Annotated in this window: 20 protein-coding genes, 1 pseudogene and 1 riboswitch; of the genes and pseudogenes, 19 read left to right on the forward strand and 2 right to left on the reverse strand. The window is 55.7% G+C overall.

The genetic code is table 11. From position 1 onward, the window contains the following. The 9 genes from RTK01_RS01280 to RTK01_RS01320 all read left to right on the forward strand — a co-directional run. Window positions 1-960 (forward strand): FtsX-like permease family protein (locus RTK01_RS01280; protein WP_312279232.1); only part of this gene is annotated, 960 nt, incomplete at its 5' end. Window positions 961-987: 27 nt separating this feature from the next. Beyond that, on the forward strand, window positions 988-2,124 hold the full coding sequence (locus RTK01_RS01285) for an ABC transporter permease (RefSeq protein ID WP_312279233.1): 1,137 nt from the start codon (window positions 988-990) through the stop codon (window positions 2,122-2,124). 3 nt (window positions 2,125-2,127) lie between these two features. Next, complete coding sequence (locus RTK01_RS01290; protein ID WP_294856245.1) at window positions 2,128-2,820, forward strand: ABC transporter ATP-binding protein; 693 nt, start codon at window positions 2,128-2,130, stop codon at window positions 2,818-2,820. A 12-nt stretch (window positions 2,821-2,832) separates the two neighbouring features. Continuing rightward, window positions 2,833-3,285, forward strand: coding sequence for an FMN-binding protein (locus RTK01_RS01295; RefSeq protein WP_312279234.1), 453 nt, complete (start codon window positions 2,833-2,835; stop codon window positions 3,283-3,285). After that, complete coding sequence (locus RTK01_RS01300; protein WP_312279235.1) at window positions 3,282-3,806, forward strand: hypothetical protein; 525 nt, start codon at window positions 3,282-3,284, stop codon at window positions 3,804-3,806. Before RTK01_RS01295 ends, RTK01_RS01300 begins: the two co-directional genes overlap by 4 nt. Next, window positions 3,803-4,357 (forward strand): pilus assembly protein PilX, encoded by a 555-nt coding sequence (locus RTK01_RS01305; protein WP_312279236.1) that lies wholly within the window; start codon window positions 3,803-3,805, stop codon window positions 4,355-4,357. The genes RTK01_RS01300 and RTK01_RS01305 overlap by 4 nt, the downstream gene beginning before the upstream one ends. Continuing rightward, window positions 4,354-5,949, forward strand: a complete 1,596-nt coding sequence (locus RTK01_RS01310) for an FAD-binding protein (protein WP_312279237.1) — start codon at window positions 4,354-4,356, stop codon at window positions 5,947-5,949. The genes RTK01_RS01305 and RTK01_RS01310 overlap by 4 nt, the downstream gene beginning before the upstream one ends. Then, on the forward strand, window positions 5,946-6,659 hold the full coding sequence (locus RTK01_RS01315; RefSeq protein ID WP_312279238.1) for a 2Fe-2S iron-sulfur cluster-binding protein: 714 nt from the start codon (window positions 5,946-5,948) through the stop codon (window positions 6,657-6,659). The genes RTK01_RS01310 and RTK01_RS01315 overlap by 4 nt, the downstream gene beginning before the upstream one ends. Continuing rightward, window positions 6,646-7,590 (forward strand): transglutaminase domain-containing protein, encoded by a 945-nt coding sequence (locus RTK01_RS01320; protein WP_312279239.1) that lies wholly within the window; start codon window positions 6,646-6,648, stop codon window positions 7,588-7,590. The genes RTK01_RS01315 and RTK01_RS01320 overlap by 14 nt, the downstream gene beginning before the upstream one ends. A 220-nt stretch (window positions 7,591-7,810) precedes the next feature. Here the strand turns inward: RTK01_RS01320 and RTK01_RS01325 are convergent, their stop codons facing one another. Both RTK01_RS01325 and RTK01_RS01330 read right to left on the reverse strand, forming a co-directional pair. Next, a complete protein-coding gene (locus RTK01_RS01325; protein WP_312279240.1) occupies window positions 7,811-9,082 on the reverse strand; it encodes a hypothetical protein in 1,272 nt (423 codons plus the stop codon). After that, window positions 9,079-9,636, reverse strand: coding sequence for a sigma-70 family RNA polymerase sigma factor (locus RTK01_RS01330; protein ID WP_312279241.1), 558 nt, complete (start codon window positions 9,634-9,636; stop codon window positions 9,079-9,081). The genes RTK01_RS01325 and RTK01_RS01330 overlap by 4 nt, the downstream gene beginning before the upstream one ends. Before the next feature lie 459 nt (window positions 9,637-10,095). On the opposite strand from RTK01_RS01330, the gene sufC reads away from it, so the two are divergent. The 10 genes and pseudogenes from sufC to RTK01_RS01380 form a co-directional block, all read left to right on the forward strand. Next, window positions 10,096-10,860 carry a Fe-S cluster assembly ATPase SufC gene (sufC, locus tag RTK01_RS01335; RefSeq protein WP_312279242.1) on the forward strand — a complete coding sequence of 255 codons (765 nt, stop codon included), beginning with the start codon at window positions 10,096-10,098 and terminating at the stop codon, window positions 10,858-10,860. Further along, window positions 10,847-12,265, forward strand: a pseudogene (gene sufB, locus RTK01_RS01340) (Fe-S cluster assembly protein SufB). The gene sufC and the pseudogene sufB overlap by 14 nt, the downstream one beginning before the upstream one ends. A gap of 16 nt (window positions 12,266-12,281) precedes the next feature. Continuing rightward, the gene (locus RTK01_RS01345) at window positions 12,282-13,358 is read left to right on the forward strand and encodes a SufD family Fe-S cluster assembly protein (protein WP_312279243.1); all 1,077 of its coding nucleotides are present in this window, start codon (window positions 12,282-12,284) and stop codon (window positions 13,356-13,358) included. Continuing rightward, window positions 13,355-14,575, forward strand: a complete 1,221-nt coding sequence (locus RTK01_RS01350) for a cysteine desulfurase (protein WP_312279244.1) — start codon at window positions 13,355-13,357, stop codon at window positions 14,573-14,575. The genes RTK01_RS01345 and RTK01_RS01350 overlap by 4 nt, the downstream gene beginning before the upstream one ends. Beyond that, the gene (gene sufU, locus RTK01_RS01355) at window positions 14,565-15,014 is read left to right on the forward strand and encodes a Fe-S cluster assembly sulfur transfer protein SufU (protein ID WP_312279245.1); all 450 of its coding nucleotides are present in this window, start codon (window positions 14,565-14,567) and stop codon (window positions 15,012-15,014) included. The genes RTK01_RS01350 and sufU overlap by 11 nt, the downstream gene beginning before the upstream one ends. Window positions 15,015-15,654: 640 nt before the next feature. Next, a riboswitch (cyclic di-GMP riboswitch) is annotated at window positions 15,655-15,763 on the forward strand. An 85-nt stretch (window positions 15,764-15,848) separates the two neighbouring features. Then, the gene (locus tag RTK01_RS01360; protein ID WP_312279246.1) at window positions 15,849-20,195 is read left to right on the forward strand and encodes a prepilin-type N-terminal cleavage/methylation domain-containing protein; all 4,347 of its coding nucleotides are present in this window, start codon (window positions 15,849-15,851) and stop codon (window positions 20,193-20,195) included. 41 nt (window positions 20,196-20,236) lie between these two features. Next, window positions 20,237-20,830: a hypothetical protein gene (locus RTK01_RS01365; protein WP_312279247.1), complete on the forward strand. Its 594-nt coding sequence runs from the start codon at window positions 20,237-20,239 to the stop codon at window positions 20,828-20,830. Further along, the gene (locus RTK01_RS01370; protein ID WP_312279248.1) at window positions 20,827-21,141 is read left to right on the forward strand and encodes a hypothetical protein; all 315 of its coding nucleotides are present in this window, start codon (window positions 20,827-20,829) and stop codon (window positions 21,139-21,141) included. Before RTK01_RS01365 ends, RTK01_RS01370 begins: the two co-directional genes overlap by 4 nt. 35 nt (window positions 21,142-21,176) lie before the next feature. Next, complete coding sequence (locus tag RTK01_RS01375) at window positions 21,177-21,701, forward strand: hypothetical protein (protein ID WP_312279249.1); 525 nt, start codon at window positions 21,177-21,179, stop codon at window positions 21,699-21,701. 26 nt (window positions 21,702-21,727) lie between these two features. Beyond that, the coding region (locus RTK01_RS01380; RefSeq protein ID WP_312279250.1) for an ATPase, T2SS/T4P/T4SS family at window positions 21,728-22,874 on the forward strand (1,147 nt) is incomplete at its 3' end.

A 22,874-nucleotide genomic window follows, 5' to 3' on the forward strand; every position in this document is an offset into this window, starting at 1 on the left:
GCCCTGCCGGACGGTACGGAGATACATGTGGTGGGAAGCTGGTTTAATCACCACTTGGATTTACCGACAGGGGAGCAGTTGGACGCAGGCATGAGCAGTCTGCGCTCCTGGTGGGATATTCGCGAGGGGCAGTGGATTGACGAACAGTCCGACGCCGGAACGAACGTGGTCATGGTGGGCGCGGCGCTGGCCGATCAGGAGCAGATCGGCGTGGGCGATCAGCTTCGCTTCAGCGGCTCCGCCGGTGACGCGAAGCTTACCGTGGTGGGCATTTATGAATCAGGCGGGGAGGAAGACAATCAGGTCTATGTTCCCCTGCATGTGGCCCAGAGCTTGGCGGACCTGTCCGGCTCCATCGGCAGCATAGAGGTCAGCGCCCTGACCACGCCGGACAACGAGCTGGCAAAAAGGGCCGCCAAGGACCCCTCCTCTTTGACGGTTGCCCAGTATGAGGTTTGGTACTGCACCGCCTATGCAAGCTCCATTTGCTATCAGATTCAGGAGGTCATCACGGATTCGGTTGCATCTCCCGTCCGGCAGGTGGCAGATTCCGAAGGAGCCATTCTGGACAAGACGGAGCTTTTGATGCTGCTGATTATGTTCCTGAGTTTGGTTGGATCGGCGCTGGGCATCAGCAATCTTGTCACCGCCAGCGTCATGGAGCGGTCGGGAGAGATTGGGCTGATGAAAGCGATTGGCGCCTATAACCGCGCTGTCACTGCCCTCGTGCTGACGGAAATTTTGATTGCGTCCATTATCGGCGGCGTTGTGGGCTTTTTCGCCGGAATCGGATTCGCCCAGATCATCGGGCAGAGCGTTTTCGGCTCGGCCATCTCCATTCGTACCGTTGTGATTCCCATTGTGGGCGTGTTGGTGACCTTTGTGACGCTGGCGGGCAGCATTCCGGCCATTCGGATGCTGCTGGGCTTGCAGCCTGCGGAAGTGCTGCATGGCAGATAAATCATTTTGGCGTGGAGGGTCCATGGTATGAAAAAAAGAAAAATGCTTATTCGCATGATCACCGCCTCCCTGCTGCGGCGCAGGTCGCGGATGCTGGTGGCGCTGCTGGCCATCGCCATCGGGGCTACGATTCTGTCAGGACTTGTGACAATCTATGTGGATGTGCCGCAGCAGATGGGCGCCCAGTTCCGAAATTACGGGGCGAATATGATTTTTATGCCCGCGGAGGAGAGCTTTACAGACGCGGATATGCAGGAGAGCCTTTCAGTCATCTCGTCCAAAGAGCTGGTGGGGGCCACCCCTTATCAATACAATACGGTGCGCATCCACGAGCAGCCCATCATTGCCGCGGGAACGGATATGGCGGCCGTCCAGAAGACCAGCCCCTACTGGCTGGTGGAGGGCCAATATCCTGCCAAGGCGCATGAGATTCTGGTGGGAAAAAACGTGGCGGAAAGTCTGGTTCTCAGTGCTGGAGAAAGCGTCACCGTCAGCTTTACGCCGGAGGATAAAAGCAAGCTGGACACTACCATTGATTTTGAAATCACCGGCATTCTGAATACCGGTGGCTCCGAAGAAGAATATGTCTACGTCTCCATGGAGGATATGGAGGAGCTGACCGCGCTTCCGGCCCATGTGGATATCGCAGAAATCAGCGTCTCTGCCGGGTCGGCGCAGCTTCAAACCTATGTGGATGAAATCAACGCAGGAAGCACGGACATCAGCGCGAATCTGGTGAAACGGGTCACAGCCTCTGAAACTACGGTTCTGTCCAAGTTGCAGGCACTGGTGCTGCTGGTGACTGTCATCGTATTGGCGCTGACTATGATTTGTGTGGCCACAACTATGACCGCGGTGGTTTCCGAGCGTCGCAGTGAGATTGGCCTGAAAAAAGCAATTGGGGCCTCGGACTCCGGCATTATTGCCGAATTTATGGGCGAAGGAATTTTGCTGGGCGGCCTTGGCGGCATTCTTGGGTCCTTTGTGGGCTTTGCGTTTGCGCAGTTTGTCAGTATCAATGTGTTTAGCAGCTACATTTCCTTCCGCTGGCTTCTTTTACCAATTACAATCATCGTTTCCATTGCCGTAACCAGCGTTGCCTGCCTGCTTCCCATCCGCAGCGCAACCTCTGTGGACCCGGCGTTGGTACTAAAAGGAGAATGATGCATGAGCCTGTTAGAGTTTCAAAATGTATTTAAGATTTACGGAGACCTTCACGCCTTGGATGATGTGAGCTTTACGGTGGATCGGGGGGAGTGGATTTCCATTATGGGTCCCTCCGGTTCCGGCAAGAGCACCATGATGAATATGATCGGCTGCATGGACAAGCCCACCAAGGGGCATATCCTGCTGGACGGCATGGACGTTGCCAAGGAGCCCGCTAAAAAACTGACGGATATCCGCCGGGACAAAATTGGCCTGATCTTTCAGCAGTTCCATCTGGTCAATTATCTCACCGCGCTGGAAAATGTGATGCTGGCCCAGTATTACCACAGTATCCCCGATGAGCAGGAGGCCATGGAGGCGCTGGAGCGGGTGGGTCTTGCGGAGCGCGCCAAGCACCTGCCCAGCCAGCTTTCCGGCGGTGAGCAGCAGCGGGTCTGCGTGGCAAGAGCGCTGATCAATCACCCCGAAATCATTCTGGCGGATGAGCCCACGGGCAATCTGGACGACGCAAACGAGGAAATTGTGGTGGACCTGTTCCGCAAGCTGCACGAAGAAGGGACGACCCTGATTGTGGTCACCCACGATCCCGAGGTGGGCGATGTGGCGCAGCGGCAGATTGTTCTGCGCAACGGCAGGATTGCGCGGCAGACGGTGAATCAAAATTTCACCGGACATATTCGATTCGCAGAGTGAGGTGGAAGTGTGATGAAGTTAAAACGGTGGATTGCAGCGATGATGATTGCCAGCCTTGGCGGGTTAACCGCCTGCGGTGACGGCAATGTTAGCTATCAGGACGGCACTTATGAGGGAAAAAGCTCCGTATATACCAGCGAGGACGGCTCTGACGACGGCAATGGCTACGGAGAGGTGAGTATCACCATCAAAGACGGCGCAATTACCGCGTGTACCTATCAGACCTACGAGCCAGACGGGACTTTGAAAGACGAGAGCTACGGTATGGAAGGCGGAAAAATCGCCAACCGGGATTACTATAATAAAGCCCAAAAGGCGGTGGCCGCCTGTGAGGAATATGCAAGCCAGCTCATTCAAAGCGGCAGCGCCAAGGATGTTGACGCAATTACCGGCGCAACCATCAACCACGATTTGTTTCTTGAGGCGGTTGACGACGCGCTGAGCGGGGCAAAAGCGGCGGGATGAAAGCGGGCGACGCGCTGAGGCACGGGGCGGTTTGTCTTTCGTCGATTTTTCTGCTGCTGGGGCTTCCGTTTCTTCGCTCCGGGACTTTTTCAGAGCTGCTGAGCGGGGAAGGCACCGATGCGCTTACCAGCGCCACAGTGGTGCTGGAGCAGCCGTCCGGCGAGTACGTGGTTTTGTTAAATACCGCCATGCACCCGGATGCGGAAAAGCTTGCGGACTGGATCACCTTTTTTTCCGGCGGCGAAATTGCCTATATCTTTGAGGATATCTCCTGCTCCGTGCCAAAGGGAGATCAGGGCGCAGTAAGTATGGCAAGAAGCTTTCAGTCCCGCCTGCCGGAAAATCAGATGAAGATACATGCGGAGGACGCGTCTTTGCTGTGTTCCAAGGCAGATAGCGGACTGTTTGACATTATCATTCTGTCCAGAGAGTATGCGGATGCTTACCGTGCGGAGAGCGCCCGCTCCGATGAGGTGCAGGTGCTGGCATTGACTGGGACGGAGGGATTGGACGATCCATGAGAAAATGGAATGCAATCATCAGCGTGCTTGTGATAGTGCTTCTTCTCATTCATGCCATTGCGGGGGGATATCAACTGCTGGGCGTGCTGCCGGGCGGCAGGGCCTGGCTGAAGGTCCTGTCGTGGAGCATGATGGCGCTGCTTGCGGCCCATGTGGTTCTGTGCGTGTGCCTGACAGTGAAAACACTGAGGGCCTGCAAAAAGTCCGGTGTGTCCTACTTTCGGGAAAACAAGCTGTTTTGGACCAGAAGAATCAGCGGCTTTGCCATGCTGCTTTTCATTGCCTTTCATATTGCGATTCTGACCGGCATCACAGGGGAAGCCTATCGCCTCCGGCCCTTTGGAGTGCTTCAGCTTGCGGGCAGCTTGCTGTTGGTCATATCGGTTGCGGTGCATATCCTAAGCAACCTAAAGCCCTTGCTGATCGCCTTCGGGGCGAAAGGCGTGGGCGCCTTTATAAAGGACATGCTCCTTGTGCTGTCCGTGGTGCTGCTGTTTTGCGGGGCGGCGTTTGTCATTTACTTTCTCAGATGGAATGTGCTTTGGAGGTGAACGCTACGCAAGCGGGCGTTGTAAATATTATCGGGGCGGGACTGGCGGGGCTTTCCGCCGCCATCCATCTGGCGCGGCTTGAAATTCCCTGTCGGCTCATTTCCGTGCAGCCCTCGGAGCGGGCGCAGTCCGTGCTGGCCGAGGGCGGCATCAACGGTGCGCTGGATACCATGGGGGAGCAGGATTCTGCCGAAGCGCACTGCGCGGATACCCTGCGGGCCGGGTGCTATCTGGCCGACCCGGCGGCGGTGAGGAGCCTTGCGGAGCATGCGCCGGAAATTATTCGCTTTCTCGACGGCATCGGCGTTCCCTTTAACCGAAAGGAAGGGGCAATTCAGCTTCGAAATTTTGGCGGGCAGAAGAAAAAGCGGACGGCGTATGCAAAGTCCAGCACCGGAAAGGTGCTGATGTCCGCCCTGATTGACGAGTGCAGAAAATATGAAAGCCGGGGCCTTGTGGTCCGGCTTTCTCATCATGCTCTTTCCACGCTGCTTTTTTCCGGGGCGGAGAAACCCGAATGTGCCGGTGTGCAGGTGGAGGATTTGTATACTGGCAAGGAAACTAACTTTACGGGAGCTGTGATTTTGTGCTTTGGCGGATTGAACGGCTTTTTTCCGGGAATGACCACCGGCACCACGGCAAACACTGGAGATGCGGCGGCGCAGGTTTTTGCACAGGGCGTCCGGTTTGGAAATCTGGAGATGATTCAGTATCATCCCACCACTATCGGCATTCCCGGCAAGCGGTGCTTAATCAGTGAAGCTGCGAGGGGGGAAGGAGGAAGACTATACACCCTGAGAAACGGAGAGCCATGGTACTTCATGGAGAAAAAATATCCCGAGCTTGGGAATCTGATGCCCCGGGATGTGATTTCCCGGGAAATGTATTTCGTTTTGCGGGACACCAACTGCGGCGGGCAGGTGTTTCTTGATTTGCGGGAGCTGTCCGGCGAGACATGGAAAAAGCGTTTGCCTGATTTGCGTGGGGAGGTAAAGCACTATCTGGGTCTTGACCCGGCCAAAGCGCCGATTCCCGTCGAGCCGGGAATCCACTATTTCATGGGCGGCATTGACGTGGATGTTTTCCACCGGACCAATGTGGGCAATCTCTATGCGGCGGGGGAGTGCTGCTGCCAATATCACGGGGCAAACCGGTTAGGCGGAAACTCCATGCTGGGCGCACTGTATGGCGGACAGGCGGCGGCGGAGCATCTGGCGGGACATCTGCCCGAAATGCTAGAACCGCTTCCCGGACCGCAGACCGACCATGACTGTGCGCACCCCAAGACAATCTTGCAGATCAGCGAACTTCTGCTAAGCGCGTTGGGCATTGCCCGGGACGGAAACACCCTGCAATCAGCGCAAAAAAGCCTTGAAGATTTGCTGGAGCGCACCCGCAATAAGCGGGAACGCAGACGAATATATCTGGCGCTGGCGATGCTCCGGTCGGCGACGTTTCGGGAGGAGAGCCGCGGCGCGCATTACCGGGTGGACTTCCCTGAGACAAATGAAGAATACCGGCGGCAAACCGTGGCGCATTTTGATGGGTTGGTAAAAATCGCCTACCGAACGTCATTGGAGACAGCGCTATGAACATAAGAATTGACATCATCCGCAGGGCCACAGCGGAGACGCCGCCTTGGCGGCAGAGCATTCCGTTTGAAACGGAGCGGGAGAACACAACCGTTGCCGCCGCGCTGAACGAACTCAACAGCGGCGGCTTTCGGGATATCCATGGCGAACCGGTAGAGCCGATTCGCTGGGACTGCGCCTGCCTTCAGAAAAAGTGCGGGGCCTGCGCCATGGTTATCAACGGGAAGCCGTGCCTTGCCTGCGACACCGTACTTAAGACTGCGGCGAAGAAGGGAATTGTCACGCTGGAACCTCTGCGGAAGTTTCCCGTGGTTGCCGATTTGATGGTTGATCGGAGCATCCTGTTTGAAAATCTCGCCCTCATGAAAATCTGGACCGAAAAAGAGATTATTATGACGGACCGGGCATCGGCTGAAGCCTATGACGCGTCCCGCTGTCTGCAATGCGGCTGTTGTTTGGAGGTGTGCCCAAATTTTTGTCCGGGGGACGACTTTTTTGGCGCGGCGGGGTTTGTACCCACCTCCCGTTTATTGGCTTCCATGACGGGGGAAGAACAGAAAAGAGTTTGTGCGGCATATGCTTCCCATGCCTATAAAGGCTGCGGGAAGTCTCTTTCCTGCGCCAAAATCTGCCCTGCGGGCATTGACATAGAGCATCTGCTCCTGCGCACCAACGCGCAGATGTTCCGGAGGAAGCATGACAAAATGTAGACGAATTGCCATTGCGGGCGTATTGTTTTTTCTGGCGGTGGGCGCGGCAATGGCAGTGTTTACCCGGCATGCTTCGCCCCCTTCGTATGTTCACAGCGAAAACCTTTCCGTCGTATTTGAAAACGAAGAGAAGGTGCTTCGCAGGGTTCAGGCTTCCCTGAAAAAGCATGACCGCCGTATCACGCTGACCTTTTCCGGCAAGGGGGAATACATGGAGGATATCAGCGTGCTGGTGAGCGACCTGATGAAAAATGCGCTGGCTATGGGCGACGGTCCCACGGATGGGGATTATATTCGATATCAATATGGGGGCTATACGCTCTTTTACAGTCACGAGCAGGTTGGCGCACAATACCGGTATACCATTCAGATTGAGCCGATCTATTACACAACCTTGGAGCAGGAACAGCAGGTGGATGAGGCCGTAAAAAGCATTCTTGCAGAGCTGGATTTCAAACGCAGTACCTCGGATTATGAAAAAATTCGTGCGGTTCACAACTATCTGGTTCGGACCGTCACCTACGATATCATCCACAAGAAAAATGAAAGCTATCATCTCGATACAACGGCCTATGCGGCCTTTCTGAATGGCACCGCAACCTGTCAGGGATACAGCGTGGCGGCCTATCGGCTGCTGCGGGAGGCAGGCGTTCATTGCCGCATCGTCACGGGGACCGTGGCCGACGGCGAAACCGCCGAGCGGCACGCATGGAATCTGGTGGAGCTGGGCGGAGTATATTACAATTTGGATGCTACGTGGGATGCTCTTTTAGAGACGGAGGATTATTTCCTGAAAAGCGATAACGCGATCCCGGATCATGTCCGGGACAGCGAGTTTAAACAAGCGTCGTTTCAGGCGCAGTATCCTATGACGGAAGCTGATTATGAAGACAGCGCCTTAAATACGCATCAGTCTGCAACTTTTTCGTAATTGCTTACGAAATTTACTGACGTACCTGCGTGATTTGATTACGCGGGATTCCCTTAAAATCCAAAACAACTGATTAAATATGGATGTTAAAAAGGGGGGCGTGACAACTAAGCGCTCCAACATAAAGAAAACGGCGGGTTTGATTCTTATAATCAGACCAGCCGTTCGTCTTTTGTTCCGTTATTTTGCGTACGCCGCTTTAGCCTTTGCAGCGGCGCTTTTAATTTGCTGAGGGAAAAGAGAATTGTTTGGTTTGTTTTATGAAAAGCAGGCTTTCGAGATGTTCTTTGTAGTAGTGATAAATGTTCTCAACACGGGCTTGCGCCTGCCTGTCATACCGGATATCCGGGTTTTGACTGACAAAGTTCTGCACATATTCGGTCAAGTCGGAGTAAATCAATGGGCTTACTTCGTAACAAATATACTGACCGTCCTCGTAAACTTTAAATTGCGCAAGGTCTGAAAAACGAATTATCTGCCCGTGGATAAAGGCGTAATCATGTTCCGCATTGATCTCCTCCTTAGCGTACATAAAGATATAAAACAGCGGGAGATAATTTCCCGTATCGGCATCCGTATAGTTTGTGAGCGGAAGTGATGCCGAAACGGTAAGCGCGGTTTCCTGCTTTGTTGCCAGCAGCTTAAAATTGGCGTGGCTTCCTGAATAGTGTTGACCGACCAGCAGGCGCTGGCCTTCCTCAGAAACAGAACTGTCAAAGATCACTTCGGAAGGTACGTCTACTAAGAGGGGCAGGGGCGAAACGGAAGGAACGATGGTTCCGTCGAACTGCGCGAAAAGGTTGGTATAGCTCTGCACATACCGCGCATTCAGCGCGCGCCGCTCGTCAATGTCAAAGGTGATATTCTCAAAGTAATCCCGCAAATCTTCAGGAATGGCACGGAGAATTGTTTCATCCGCCTGAACAGGCGGAATGGGAGCGTCGGGTGTGACAACGGGCTCTGAAAACCATATGGTACACATCCAGTCCTGACCAAACAGGAAATTGTTGTTTGTAAGAACAAAATAGTAATTGTCGTTGGTCAGCGGTTCTTCCAATGCGTTGGTGTCATAGGCGTTTGAGAGATCAATTGTCATTGTTCCGCTGGAATTTGCCGTAATTTTTGTTCCCGTAAAAACAACGTCGTCAGAAATCTGGGCGATTTCCTCCCCGGTGCTCCATCGCATCAGCTTGAGCTTGGGCTGGAAGGCAAGGGCTTTATCCGACCGGTTCTCCACCACGATGGAAACAATGCCGTTTCCCTCATAGGCCGCGGAAAAGCCCACATCGTCGCCGGACAGGGAGGAAAACAGATTGACTGCAAAAGCCGCCAGCAAAAAGCAGCACACAAGAGCCGCGGCCAGAATTACCGCAGCTCTGACGGGGCGGCGCAGCGTGCGGCGGGAGGGAAGCTCCACGCCGGTTTTTTCTTCAAAAATGCCCTTGATATTTTGAAGGTTCGTTTTGCTGAATGATAAGGCTGTGTGCTTCATAGGTCAAACCCTCCATTCTGAATCACAATCATGTTTCTCAATTTCTGTTTTGTACGATACAGGTGGTTTTCCACCTGCTTGACAGGCATATCAAGGCAAAACGCAATTTCCTTTGGCTTTTGCTCGTAGTAGTATCGTCGCACAATGATTTCGCGTGCAGGCTCGTCCAGAGAATTGACGGCGGAAAGCAACGTGTGCTTTGCTTCCGCCGAGGGGATATCCTCCGCAATTTCCAGATTTTCAAGCAGCAGGGTTTCATCCAAAGAAATTGCCGCTTGTTTTGAGAGTTGGCGATATTTGTCAGTTGCGCGGCTCCGGGCGACTACGGCAAGATAAGATTTCAGCTTTCCACGCTGTTCTTCAAATTTTTCGGGCTTTTGCCATAGATGTATGAATACATCGGCGACACATTCTTCGATATCCTCCGCGCTCCCTACGTTTTTCAGTATCGTGCCTGCAATCGACCACAGCAGCTTGGAATATTGATCAATTGCGTAATTGATCACTGCTTCATTGCCCTTTTTAATGGCGGCAACAATTTGCGCGTCATTCACTTCCATCCCTCCGTGACTTTTGATTAACCGGTTGCTTATAGTACGGGCAAAAGACGGAAAACACTCAGGCCGCCCGAAAAATATTTTTACGATGGGGGCTGAAAACCGGCAATGGGGTACCATATAAATTTATACGCTGGTAAAAAGAATCGCAAGGAGAGTCGTTCCTTCGCCTGATTTATTTTCTGCAATTGAGAGGACTGTGGCGATCAGCGCAGGAAAAATGCGTCGGGCCTGTCCGGTTTCCGGACAGGCCCGAGCCGTTATAGTCAAGAAAAACAGCCACGATTGATCAGAACAGGTAAGACGCAATTGACTTTTTTCAATAATTTTGTGGAATTTTCGATAAATTTTTAAACCAAACCGGTTGTATTTCATAGTAAGTTAGTATAGTATAGAGAAAAGGTTAGCGTTTCTAACTATTTGACCGCCCAACAGGCGGTAAGGAGGTCGAAATAGATGAACAGTCCGTTGCTTGAATTGCAGGATCTGAGTGTGTCCGTGGAGGACAAGGTGATTCTGGACGGCGTCAATCTGACGATTCGCCCGGGTGAGCTTCATGTGCTGATGGGACCCAACGGAACGGGAAAATCCACGTTGGTTTCCGCGGTGATGGGGGATCCCCGCTATGAGGTCCGGCGGGGCCGTATCCTTCTGGAGGGCCGTGACATTACGGAGGAAAAGGCGGACGCCCGCGCCCGGGCTGGCGCGTTTCTTTCCTTCCAGGCGCCGGAGGAGATTCCCGGCGTTACATTGGAAAACTTCCTGCGCACCGCCCGGGGCGCAGTAGACGGAAAGCCGCCCAAGGTTTTGCTGTTCCGTAAGGAGCTGCGAGAGCAGATGGCCGCGCTGGATATGAACGCGTCTTACGCCGACCGATACTTGAACGTGGGCTTTTCCGGCGGAGAGAAAAAGAAGGCGGAGATTTTGCAGATGCTGATGCTCCACCCCAAGCTTGCCATGCTGGATGAAACCGATTCCGGTCTGGATGTGGACGCGGTGCGCACCGTGACACAGGGAATCAGGGCCTTCCGCTCTCAACAAAACGCTCTGCTGATTATCACCCACAGCGCCAAAATTCTGGAGGGGCTGGACATCGACGCGGTTCACATTCTGGAGGGCGGACGAATCGCCCGCACCGGCGGGGCCGAGCTGGTTTTCGAAATTACCGCGGGGGGCTTTGGAGAGCTGAAAAAGGAGGCGGGGGTTCATGAGCCGCTTTGATCAAGAAAAGACCCGCGTGGAAGCGATGGACCGCAGCGTCTATGACATCAAGGACCGGGTGGACCCCTCCTTTGAAGTGGATTCCGGACTGACGGCCGCAATCGTGGAGAAAATTTCGGAGGAAAAGCACGACCCCGAGTGGATGCGGATTTTCCGCCTGAAGGCTCTGCGGACATATAACGAACTGTCTCTGCCCGCATGGGGCCCGCCTTTGGACGAGCTGGACATGGAGCATATTGTCACCTATGTCCGGCCCAAAACCGCCATGCAGGGCAAGTGGGCCGACGTGCCCGAGGATATTAAAAATACCTTTTAGCGCCTTGGCATTCCCGAGGCGGAGCGCAAGTCCCTTGCGGGAGTGGGCGCGCAGTATGACTCCGAGGTGGTTTACCACAATGTCCGGGCGGAGGTTGCCGCCCAAGGCGTGGTCTACACCGACATGGAAAGTGCCCTCACCGGCCCCTATGCCGAACTGGTGCGCAAGCACTTCATGCGGCTGGTTCCGCCCACCGACCATAAATTTGCCGCGCTGCACGGGGCGGTTTGGTCCGGCGGCTCCTTCGTCTATGTGCCGCCCGGCGTATCGGTGGAAATTCCGCTTCAATCCTACTTCCGGCTCAACGCGCCGGGGGCGGGGCAGTTCGAGCATACCCTCATCATCGTGGAAGAGGGTGCCTATCTGCACTTCATTGAGGGGTGCTCCGCCCCCAAATACAGCGTGGCAAACCTCCACGCGGGATGCGTGGAGCTGTACGTGGGCAAGAATGCCCGGATGCGGTATTCCACCATCGAAAACTGGTCCAAAAATATGTACAACCTGAACACCAAGCGGGCGCTGGTGGAAGAGGGCGGCACCGTGGAGTGGGTGTCCGGCTCCTTCGGTTCCCACACGTCCTATCTTTACCCCATGAGCGTTTTGAAGGGCGCGCGCTCCCGGATGGAATTCACCGGCATTACCTTTGCCGGCGCGGGTCAGAACTTAGACACCGGCGTGAAGGTGCTTCACGCCGCGCCCAATACCACCTCCCACATCAGCACCAAGTCTATTTCCCGGGATGGGGGGATTTCCACCTTCCGCAGCGCCGTCACCGTGGCCCCGGAGGCAGAGGGGAGCAAGTCCTCCGTCTCCTGCGAGTCGCTGATGTTGGACAGCCGTTCCCGTTCCGACACGGTGCCGGTGATGGACATTCGCTGCGATCAGGTGGACGTGGGACACGAGGCCAAAATCGGTCGCATCAGTGAAGAGTCCATTTTCTATCTGATGAGCCGTGGTCTTGCCGAGGAGGACGCCCGCGCCCTGATCGTGGGCGGCTTTGCCGAGCCCATTGCCAAGGAGCTGCCTTTGGAATACGCGGTGGAGATGAACAATCTTATCCATCTTGAAATGAAGGGCAGCATCGGCTGAAAGGAGGAACCGAAACATGAACAGTGCAATCAACCGTTTGCCGGTTCCAACATGGAGCTGGACCGGCGTGAATCAGGCGGAGGACAGCGCGGCGCTGCCAGAGCTGGCCGCCCGCAAAAGTTTGCCCCTGCCCTATGTGAGGGAATTGCCGGAGGGCGTGGAGCTGCTTTCCGCTTTGTCGGAGGCTGTCGCATCCATTCCTAGCGGGATGGGCGAGGCGGTGGACCGGTTTGTTCTGGACCACGCGGACACCGTTTGCTATGTGCGGGCGCAGGGAGGCAAAACCGTCGCCCCGCTGGTGCTGACCCGGACGCTGAGCTCCAAACAAAGCGCCGCCGTCACCCACTGGGGGATTTCTGCCGGAGCGGGAAGCGCCCTCACCGTGGTGCAGGTGCTCCGGGGAGGAGCGGACCACGGCGTAGCGGCGGATTTAACCCAGATTGACGCAGAGCCGGGCGCAGTGGTACGCATCATTCAGATTCAACTGCTGGAAGCCGACAGCCGAAGCTGGAGCGCCGTGGGCGCGCGGGTTGCCGAGGGCGCACGGGTGGAGGTAGTCCGGGCCGTGCTGGGAGGCGGCGTCGCCGCCTGTGGAACGCGGATTCAACTGGAGGGCCGGGCTGCGGAATACAGTCTAGACACCGCCTATTTTGGAGACGGGGAACAATCGCTGGACTTCAATGATCTGGTGATTCATACCGGCAAGGATACCCACAGCGAGTTGCGCACCGCCGGTGTGCTGGGAGACCAAAGCCGCAAAATCCTGCGGGGCACCATTGACTTTCGTCAGGGGGCCGTCCGCGCAGTGGGGCATGAGAATGAAACTGTGCTGCTGCTCAGCCCCACCGCCCGCAACCGCACTGCGCCGTTGATTCTGTGCGGGGAGGAGTTGGTAGAGGGGCAACACGCCGCCACAGTGGGCCGGTTTGAAGAGCAGCAGCTTTACTACCTCTGCTCCCGCGGCCTGCCTCCCGCGCAGGCCAAGCGCCTGATGGTTGAGGCCCGGTTTGCTCCGGTGCTGGACCAAATCCCGGATGAGGCGCTGCGTGCGGAAATTCTTGAAAATATTGGAAGGAGGCTGGGTCAGCCATGAACGAACTGCAAAAACAGTTTCCTATTTTAGCCGTGCCGGAAAACGGAAAGCGCCTGATTTACCTCGACAACGCCGCAACAACGCAAAAGCCGCTGTCTGTTTTGAAGGCGGTGGAGGATTACTACCGCCAGGACAACGCCAATCCCCACCGGGGCGTGTACGAGCTGGGCGTTCGCGCCACAGATGCCCATGAGAACGCCAGAGTGGCAGTAGCCCGCTTTCTTCACGCTGCGCCGGAAGAGCTTATTTTCACACAGAACACCTCCGAGGGTCTGAATCTGGTGGCGTACAGCTATGGCTTGGAATTTTTGAAGGCGGGGGATGAAATCGCCCTCTCCGTGGCGGAGCATCACAGCAATCTGGTTCCGTGGCAGCGGGTGGCCAAGGCCACCGGCGCGAAGCTGGTGTATTTCTATCCCGGCCACGACGGCCGCCTGAGCGAGGAGGAGCTGGACCGGAAGATTACGGACCGCACCCGGCTGGTGGCGATTGCGCAGGTTTCAAACGTTCTGGGGCTGGAAGCCCCGGTGGCCTCCATCGTCCGCAGAGCCCGCGCCGTGGGCGCGGTGGTGGTGCTGGACTGCGCCCAGAGCGCGCCCCATCTGCCCGTGGATGTGAAGGCGTTGGACGTGGACTTCGCCGCCTTTTCCGGTCATAAGCTCTACGCCCCTATGGGCGTGGGCGCGCTGTACGGAAAGAAGGAGCTGCTGGAAAAAATGCCGCCCTTCCTCAGCGGCGGCGACATGATTGCCTCGGTCCATGAGCAAAGTGTTTCTTACGCCGAAATTCCCCGCTGTTTTGAGGCGGGAACCCGCAATGTGGGTGGCGAAGTGGGATTGGAAGCCGCCATCCGGTTTATGGACGCTCTTGGCTGGGAACAGATCCAAGCCCACGAAAAGGCCCTGACGGCCCGGGCGCTGAAGGGCCTGTCCGCGATTCCCCATGTAACGGTATACGGCGAACCGGTCCCGGAAGGGCGGAGCGGCGTGATTTCCTTCAACGTGGACGGCGTTCATCCCCATGATACCGCCACGATTCTGGATGCGGACGGCATTGCGGTCCGGGCCGGACATCACTGTGCCCAGCCGCTGATGGAGTTTCTGGGTATCACCGCCTGCGCCCGTGCCAGCTTCGCCGTATACAACACGGAAGAAGACGTGGATGCCTTTTTAAGCAGTGTGGAACAGGTCAGGAGGTGGATGGGCCTTGGAGCTTAACGCCCTGTACAATCAGATTATTGTGGAAAACAGCCGCGCGCCCCAAAACCGCCATAAGGTGGAGGATGCGACCATCGCTTTAGAGGGCGTGAACCCAAGCTGCGGAGACGACATTATTCTGGAGCTGCGGGTAAAAGAGGGCGTGATTGAAGACGCCGGCTTTACAGGAGACGGCTGCGCAATTTCTCAGGCATCCGCTTCGCTGATGATTGATCTGGTCAAAGGCCGGACGGTGGAGGACGCAAGAGAACTGCTGCATCTCTTTTTCGGCATGATTAAGGGAGAGGTGGCGGACGAAGCCAGGCTGGAAGAGCTGGAGGAAGCTGTGGCCTTGCAGGGAGTTTCCCATATGCCCGCCCGGGTGAAATGCGCCGTGCTGGCGTGGCACACGCTGGAAGAGGCGCTGGACGGTAAACAGCCACAGAAACTTCGGCTGTAAGCAAGCTGAACTGCGGTTCCCGTGCCCGCCCCGGTAAATTCTCCCGTGCCCATAGATTTTCGGTGGCCGGTCTTTTGACCGGCCGCCTCTTTTTTGATGTAAAGCTGGCGTCCACTCGCCGGATCATGCAACTTGTTCAGCACAGCTTTTTCGTATTTTCCGAGCTTCATTGAGTGGCGACGCGTCCCTACTGGCTACCTGAAATCGGCCAAACTGATCTGCCCCTTGCTGTATTTGTACATCCACATCACAATTCCGTGTAAGTTTTTTGAACCGTTTTGAGCCGTTTTTTCGCCTGATTTATTTTCTGCAATTGCTAGGACCGCGGAGATAAGCGCAGAAAAAAACCTGTCCAGCCTGCCCGGCTTCCCGACAGGCCCAAGCCGTTATAGTAAGCCGGGTGGTCGTGACATCGCGCAGGAAAAGGCGGACGCCGGGGCGCCTATGCCGTAAACAAGCGGGATAATGGAAGAATCAAAGGAGACATCATCGTTTTGCATACGGCGGAGATTGGCTTCAGGACACAGAAGTAAGACAAGGCAAAAAGTTCCAAAAACGTCCGAAAATCAATTTTTTGTGACTTTGTTACTTGCAAATAAAAGCGTAATATGATAACATAAACCCCAAATAGGATGAGAAAGCAGATTAAAGGCATACCCGGTGAAAACCGGCGACGCAAAGCTATAGGGCCGTATGTGGAACTCCTGCCCGAGAGGAGCGGGTTTTCCATTCGGCAGCCAGCTGCCACATGCCAAGATGCACGGCCAGTGCATTGGAAAAGTGCTGAAAGCTGTCGTGCTCACGGCAGCTTTTTATGCTTTTCGGAGGATGACCATGCTGGGAACAAGCAGACAAAAAACGAGGAATATTCAAGGCTTTACCTTGATGGAAACTTTGACAGTCGTCGTAATTGTAGGGGTTTTTGCGTCTTTTGCCGCTTCGTCTCTGTTTCAGCAGTGGAAACGCCTGCAACTGACGGATCTGGACGGAACCGCCCGTGAAATCTATATGTCGGCGCAGAGTGATTTGATGGGTCGGAAGGTTTCCGGCACGCTGGGGACCTTGACGGCGGATGCCGGAGGAAGCGCACAGCCGGAAACGGCAAGCGGCGACGGGGTTACGGAAACGCTGTATTACATAGATTCGGCTACGGCGGGAGGCAGTCTGCCCAAAACCGGTGATCTTCTTTTTACACTGCTTGGCAGCTATGTGCTGTATCTGAATCCCCGGACGGGAGACGTCACCGATGTGTATTATTCCAAGGATACGCTGACGTATGACGCGGTGGATGCGCTGCGAAAGCTGATGGACGGCACCGATGACCCCGATATTCGGTCAAAAGAGGGAATCGGCTATTACGGCGGAGGAACACTCAGTGAAACCGTTGGGGGGTCCGTCGAAGAAGAAATCGAAGAGCCTCATGGAACCGAAATGCTGAAGCTGATTAATCAGGAAGATCTCTATGTGGAACTGAGGTATCCGAATTTAGGGTCAGCCGCCACCAATCCCGAAAAAGTGAAAGCCATTATTACGCTGACAGATGAGAGCGGCGATACCGCTGCGGTGACAGCGGACGGACAGCCGCCGGATACGGATGGGACCTCCGCTTCCCATTTCTGGGGCAGCATCGATTCGGACAATACATATACGCTCTATGTTCTGCTGGACAGCATGGTGGAGGGCGGCTCGTTTACGGAGCTGTTTCCTGACCTTGCGGCGGGGGACGACATTACTGTTAAGGCAACGCTCTCGTACGCAGGAAAGCCGCTGTATCAGAACGCCCTGATCGGCACGGCCAACAGCTTGTTTGCCCAAAAGTATGACGAAGACGTTACCGTGGGCGGCATGAAGCATCGCAGGGGCGTGGAGTTTGCTTACGCACGGCAGTTAAGCAATCTGCGGTATTATCATCAGGGCAGGGCGGCCGCCGTACAAACGGGAGACATTGATTTTATAAAAACCTTGCGTCAGGAAAATATGCTGCCTGCGAAGGCGCACCGGGACACCGCGCCCGATACATTTACCCCCATCCTCCTGACGGATTCCGCAAAGCAGGGCGGGATTACCATTGACGGACAGGACGGCGCGGGAACGGTACATACTCTCAGTAATTTTAAAATTTTCCAAACAGGAAACGTCGGCCTCGTCGGTAAATCCACAGTTTCCGCCACAATTCAGAATCTGCGGCTGAAGGACTGGACCGTATCCGGCGGAGTCGGAGTTGGTGCGTTGATCGGCTCGCTGAGCAGCTCCGAGGGCAGCGTTGTAGTGGAGAATTGCGGCGTATACCTCACCGGCGCGGGGAAAGGCTTTGTGACCGGAGGAAACGGTGTTTACGGAGATGAAGCGCCCACAGGTGGTCTGATCGGAGAGGTACAGGCGGGCGGGAAAGCTGTTTTGATTCAAAACTGCTTTTCCTCGCTGGCTGTGGGAAGCAGCAAACAGACCACAGGCGGCCTGATTGGAAGAGTTGGCGGCGGGACGTCCGGCGCGCCGGTGAAGATTCAAAACAGCTATGCCAGCGGCAGCGTCGCTGCGGGGACATTGGGGACGTACCGCGCCGCGGCGGGCGGCCTGATCGGTGCGTCTTCAGGTGTTGTGAAGATGAACGACAGCTTTTCCGCCGCCGCTGTATTTGGCGCGTCCTCCTGCGGCGGTCTGGTGGGAGCCGCTTCCGGCTCTTTGGGCATTGACGGCAGCTATGCCTGTGGAACGGTTGTTACCGGAACTGCGGAAACATACGGCCCGTTGGTGGGCAGCGGCAGCGCGGTTTATACCGACTGCAAATATCTCAGCCAGAGTGGAAATGCGGTTGTGGCGGATGCAGGTGCAACTCCTGACGGCGTCTCTGCCTACGAGTATGACGATCTTGCGAAAGGTGTGAAAAACGCAGCGGCGAAATGCCATCCGTATCGGCAGGACCTTTTGAAGCAGGCATATCCCTTCCCCATGGTGACGGCGGAGTATTACGGAGATTGGCCGGTTCGATATGAGCCGACGCAGAAGATTGAGACGCCATATGGATTGTGCTACTATGAACAGTATAGTGATGGGACGTGGGGCTTTTACGGATATGACAAAGCCGGGGATTTGGCGGATTCTCTGGATTATGCCAATGCGAAAACAATTTCCTTGACCGGCTATGGCGTTCTTGTGCCGGAAGGGACGGAAGATGTAAAAGCGCCGAGATTTGACAAGAACAATATTTACTGGGGCGTGGCCGTTTTTGATGGTAAGACTGCGCTTTCGACGCTTGAACAGGACTTGTACCCCCTGAGAAACGGCGGAAGCGATTTGCTGAATTACAACAACCAGACCGCGCGTGTGGTGTATGATGCGCAGGCTGATCGGAATGTTTATTTAAACTCGCTGTTTGCGGCGGCAATTTCCATGGAACCGTTAAAGGTAAACGAAACCGATCCCATGCAAATCCGCACGGAGGAGCAATTGCGCAACAAAAACAGCGTGAACGAGGGGTGGTACTACAAACAGACGCACAATATCACGGTGTCAAAAAGTGATACCGGCTATTTGAACCTGAATTACACGACCGGCGGGTTTGACGGCGGAAACAATTTGATTATCGGGCTAAAAGTGCCTCTGATCGCCACAAATTCCTGCCCTGTGAAAAATGTAAGGCTTGTGGGCGTGGACATTTATCAATCCGGAAGCGCAGGGGCGTTGGCGGTTGTCAGTCAGGCGCCGGTGGAAAACTGCCATCTGCTCTCCGGCTCCATTGTCAGCACGGGCGGCAATGCCGCCGGGCTGATCGGCGGACTGAACAGCAATGGGACCGATATTTCCAACTGTTCCGTGGGCGGCTTGGATGCGGCGCAAAAGGTGACCGTCCGTGCGGGAGGTCAGTATGCAGCCGGACTTGTGGCAACGGCAACCAGCGGAAGCATCAGAAATTCCACGGTGGAAAACACCTCCGTATCCGCCACCGGAAGCATCACCGCCGCCGCCGGGCTGATCGCGTATTCCAACAGCATCATTGTTGACGGCTGCTCCGTTGGCAAAGTGGTCGCCTGCAGCGTCACTTCCCAATATGGCAGCGCCGGTGGGCTGATGGTGAAAAGTCAGGCGGAGGTTACCGATTGTTCCTTTGTCGGAACGGTCAAAGGATACGGCGATGCGGCAGGGCTGATTGTCTCCACGGAAAGCTCCGGCAGTATTACGTCCATGGACGGCAGTACCGCCAAGTGCGATGTTGTTTCGGAAAACGGCAGTGCAGGCGGCCTGCTGGTGAAAAATCAGGCGCCGATCACCAACTGTTCCTTCACCGGAACCATTACAGCCGCCGCTGATGCGGCGGGTCTGGCGGTGACGAATTTGGACGGCGGCAGTTCCCGGATAAAAGACTGCGCCGTCGACGCAAAAATTTTGTCCTTGGGGGGAAATGCGGCGGGTCTGGCGATTACCAACGGCAATTCGGCTTCCATTTCCGGCTGCTCCGCGACAGGCTCTGTGACCGCGCAAAAGGCCGGGAAGACAGCGTCGGGCGGTGTGATTACCAACCGGGGAAGCATCAGCCTGAGCTATTCCGCGTCCGCGGTAACGGCTTCCGGCTCCGGAGGTAATGCCGCCGGATTTGTGGATTTGATGCAATCCGGAACCGTGGCGTCCTGCTATTACAGCGGTACGGTGACCGCCGTAGGCGGAACGGCGGCGGGCTTCTGCCGGAGCATCACGAACGGGACCGTTTCCGATTGCTTTGCCGTGGGGACGGCCAGCGCCGGAAAGGGAATGGCCGTGGGCTTTGTAAAAACGGCGAATGTTTGGAACAGTCGGTCTGTGGTGAACAGTTATTCCGCGGTGGAGGTTTTGGTCGACGCGGGCGGAACGGCAGCGGGCTTTACCGCCGACGATGTAAAGGCTTATATCAATTATGCGGCAAAAGAAGACCGGTACGTGAATTGCTATTGGGTGTCTCAGCCCGGATTTAACGAAGCCGTGTCTCAGGAGACCAATGACGGCGGCAAGGTTGTCTCTGTTACGTTTGCGCAGTTGGAGACGCTCAAGACCGTCTTCTCGGGTTGGAACTGGGACTCCGGCAGCGGAAGCTGGACCCTGAACACCTCCGCTGGACAGACGCATCCGTTTTCCGAGACGCTGAAGGGGAGCGCCTATCCATATCCCCGCATTCTGATGCTGGATTTCTACGGAGACTGGCGGCATTGAGGAAATCCGGAAACGCAGCCGGTTTGCGGCAGGAGGAAGTCATGCAGATGATTTGTCAAAAACTGCAGAGCCGCCGCGGAGCATCCATGCTGAGTTCACTGCTTTTTTTCGTAGCTTGTCTGACCGTGGGCTCTTTGAGTCTCGGCGGGGCCTCGGCCAGCGCCGCCAAAAGCGAGGGTCGCAATGCCGATCAGCAAAACTATCTGGCGGTGGCGTCCGCCGCCCGCCTTCTGAGGGACGAGCTGGGAAAAAGCGCCTATGTTGTGGGAAGGACACGAAGTCCTGATGTAACGGATCCGGACACGGGAGAGGTTACCTTTGGAACGTGGAGCCCGTTTGTGCTGGAAAGCGATGCGGACGCAGACTTGCTGACCGGCGTTTACAACGAAGTTTACCATACCGACGCATCTTACAGCGGAACGCTGACCGTCACGGCGGGGGAGGGCCTGCCCGCCGTGAACGCGGCGCTTTCTATGAAGAAGACGGGCGATGTTGCGGTTGTGCTCACCGCCGGCGATTACACTGTGACGGTGACGTTCCGTGCCCGGACGGCGGAAAATACGGACGGCGAAACCTACGATTACCGGACCACCTCGTGGAGCGCGGGCGTGATTAAAAAGGGGGCCGGGGCATGAGGAGAAAGAGATGGACCTCCGGCGAGACGCTGGTGGAAACGTTGGCGGCGATTTTGATTGCCGCTCTGGCAAGTATTTTGCTTTTGCAGATGACGGTGGTTTCTGTGCGGATCAACGAAAAGGCGCGGCAGATGGACGAGGACTACCAAACCGCGCTGTCCGCAGTGGAAAGCCAACGGGAAGGAAGTTTCGACGGAGAAGATATTGCGATTGCGCTTGACAGTCCGGAAAAAAAGTGGAACTATTCAGTTAGCTATTATCGGTCCGGAGAGTTGACCGCTTACGCTGCCCGGGGAGGTGGAGCCGGGTGAAGCAAACGGATTTTTCATGGCGAGCCCGATCTGGAATGACACTGGTGGAAACGCTTGTGGCCGTTTTGATGGTGGTGCTGCTGACGACAATGGTCGCCGCAGGCATGGCGGCGGCGGTCCGGGTCCGGGCGCAAAGCACCTTTATTTCCGGAAGCCAGCAGGTTGCCGACACCATTGGGGCGGCGCTGTCCGATGTGCTGCGGTATGCCACTGACGTGGAGACGGACGGAGAAGGCGCGGTGAGCGCATTTACCAATGTGAATTACGGCATCACGGCGGGTCGGATTTATGTGGGCGCAGGGGATGAAGATGGGGACCGGGGCGTGATTTATCTGAACGCGCCGGGCGCTGCAAAGAAGATACCGCTGCTGACCAATCCCAGCTATTCCGGGCTGGCGGTGGTGTCGGAGGACTTCGACTCTGATGACGATAGCATCGGCGGCCCATTTGCGCTAAGCTATTCCGACGGCGTTTTTTCCGGTATCTATCGGCTGTATGATTCTGCCGGGGGGAAGCTGTCAGAGCCGATTGAATTTACATTTCGCGCCCTCAACGGCTGATGAATGGGCATAAAGGAGAAACAAGTATGATTTATACCCGCTTGGGGGATTTGCTGGTATCCGTGGGGCTGATCTCGCCCGAACAGTTGGAGCACGCTCTGGAGTTCCAGAAAAAAACCAAGAACCGCTTGGGCAGCGAGCTGATTGAGGAGAAAATCATTACTGAGCAGCAGTTGATGAGCGCCCTGCAAAAGCAACTGGGTGTGGAGTGTGTGGATCTGTCTCAAATACAGATTCCGCCCCGGCTGGCGGAACTGCTGCCTAAAAACATTGCTAGAAAGTATGGCATTGTGCCGGTAAAGCTGGGTGGAAATACCCTGTATATCGCCATGAGCGATCCCTTGAATTTCATGGCCATTGAAGAGGTCAAAACGGCGACCCGGAAGCGCGTGGTGCCGATGATTGCCACCTCGGCGAATATTGAGCGCGCCATTTCCACGCTTTACGGCAACGAGGGCGCGGCACGGGCAATTGAAGACATGAAGCGGGAAATCGCGGTGGGGACGCAGTCCGCCGTCCAGTCCGCCGATAATTTTACCGCCAGCGTTCTGGGCGGTGAGGAAGAGAGCGTGTTCGCGCCCACGGTGCGTTTGGTGAATTCCATTATTGAACGGGCGGTGGAGGAAAACGCCAGTGATATCCATATTGAACCGGAGGAGAAGGAACTTCGGGTTCGGATGCGGATTGACGGGGTGATGCACAGCATCATGTCTGTGCCCAAGGATTTGCAGGCATCGGTAATCTCCCGCCTGAAAATCATGGGCGGCATGGATATCACGGAGCGCCGGATTCCGCAGGACGGACGGGCGGCCGTGCGAAGCAAAGACCGGGATGTGGATTTGCGGATGTCCACGCTTCCCGTGATCTATGGCGAAAAGGTGGTTATCCGGCTGCTGGACAAGGATGCCCAGCTTCTGAGCAAAGAACGGCTGGGGCTGATGGGCGGCGATCTGGAAAAATACACGGATCTGATTCAAAGGCCCTCCGGCGTGGTGCTGATCGTGGGTCCCACAGGGAGCGGAAAATCTTCGACAATGTATACGATGATCCGAGAACTGAACACGGAACAGGTCAACCTGATTTCCCTGGAGGACCCCGCGGAAAATAACACCGACGCAGCAAACCACGTCCAAATTCACGAGAAAACAGGCATGACCTTTCCAGGCTGCCTGC

The organism is Oscillibacter sp. (assembly GCF_031978065.1).
In the GTDB taxonomy this organism is placed as follows: Bacteria; Bacillota; Clostridia; order Oscillospirales; family Oscillospiraceae; genus Oscillibacter.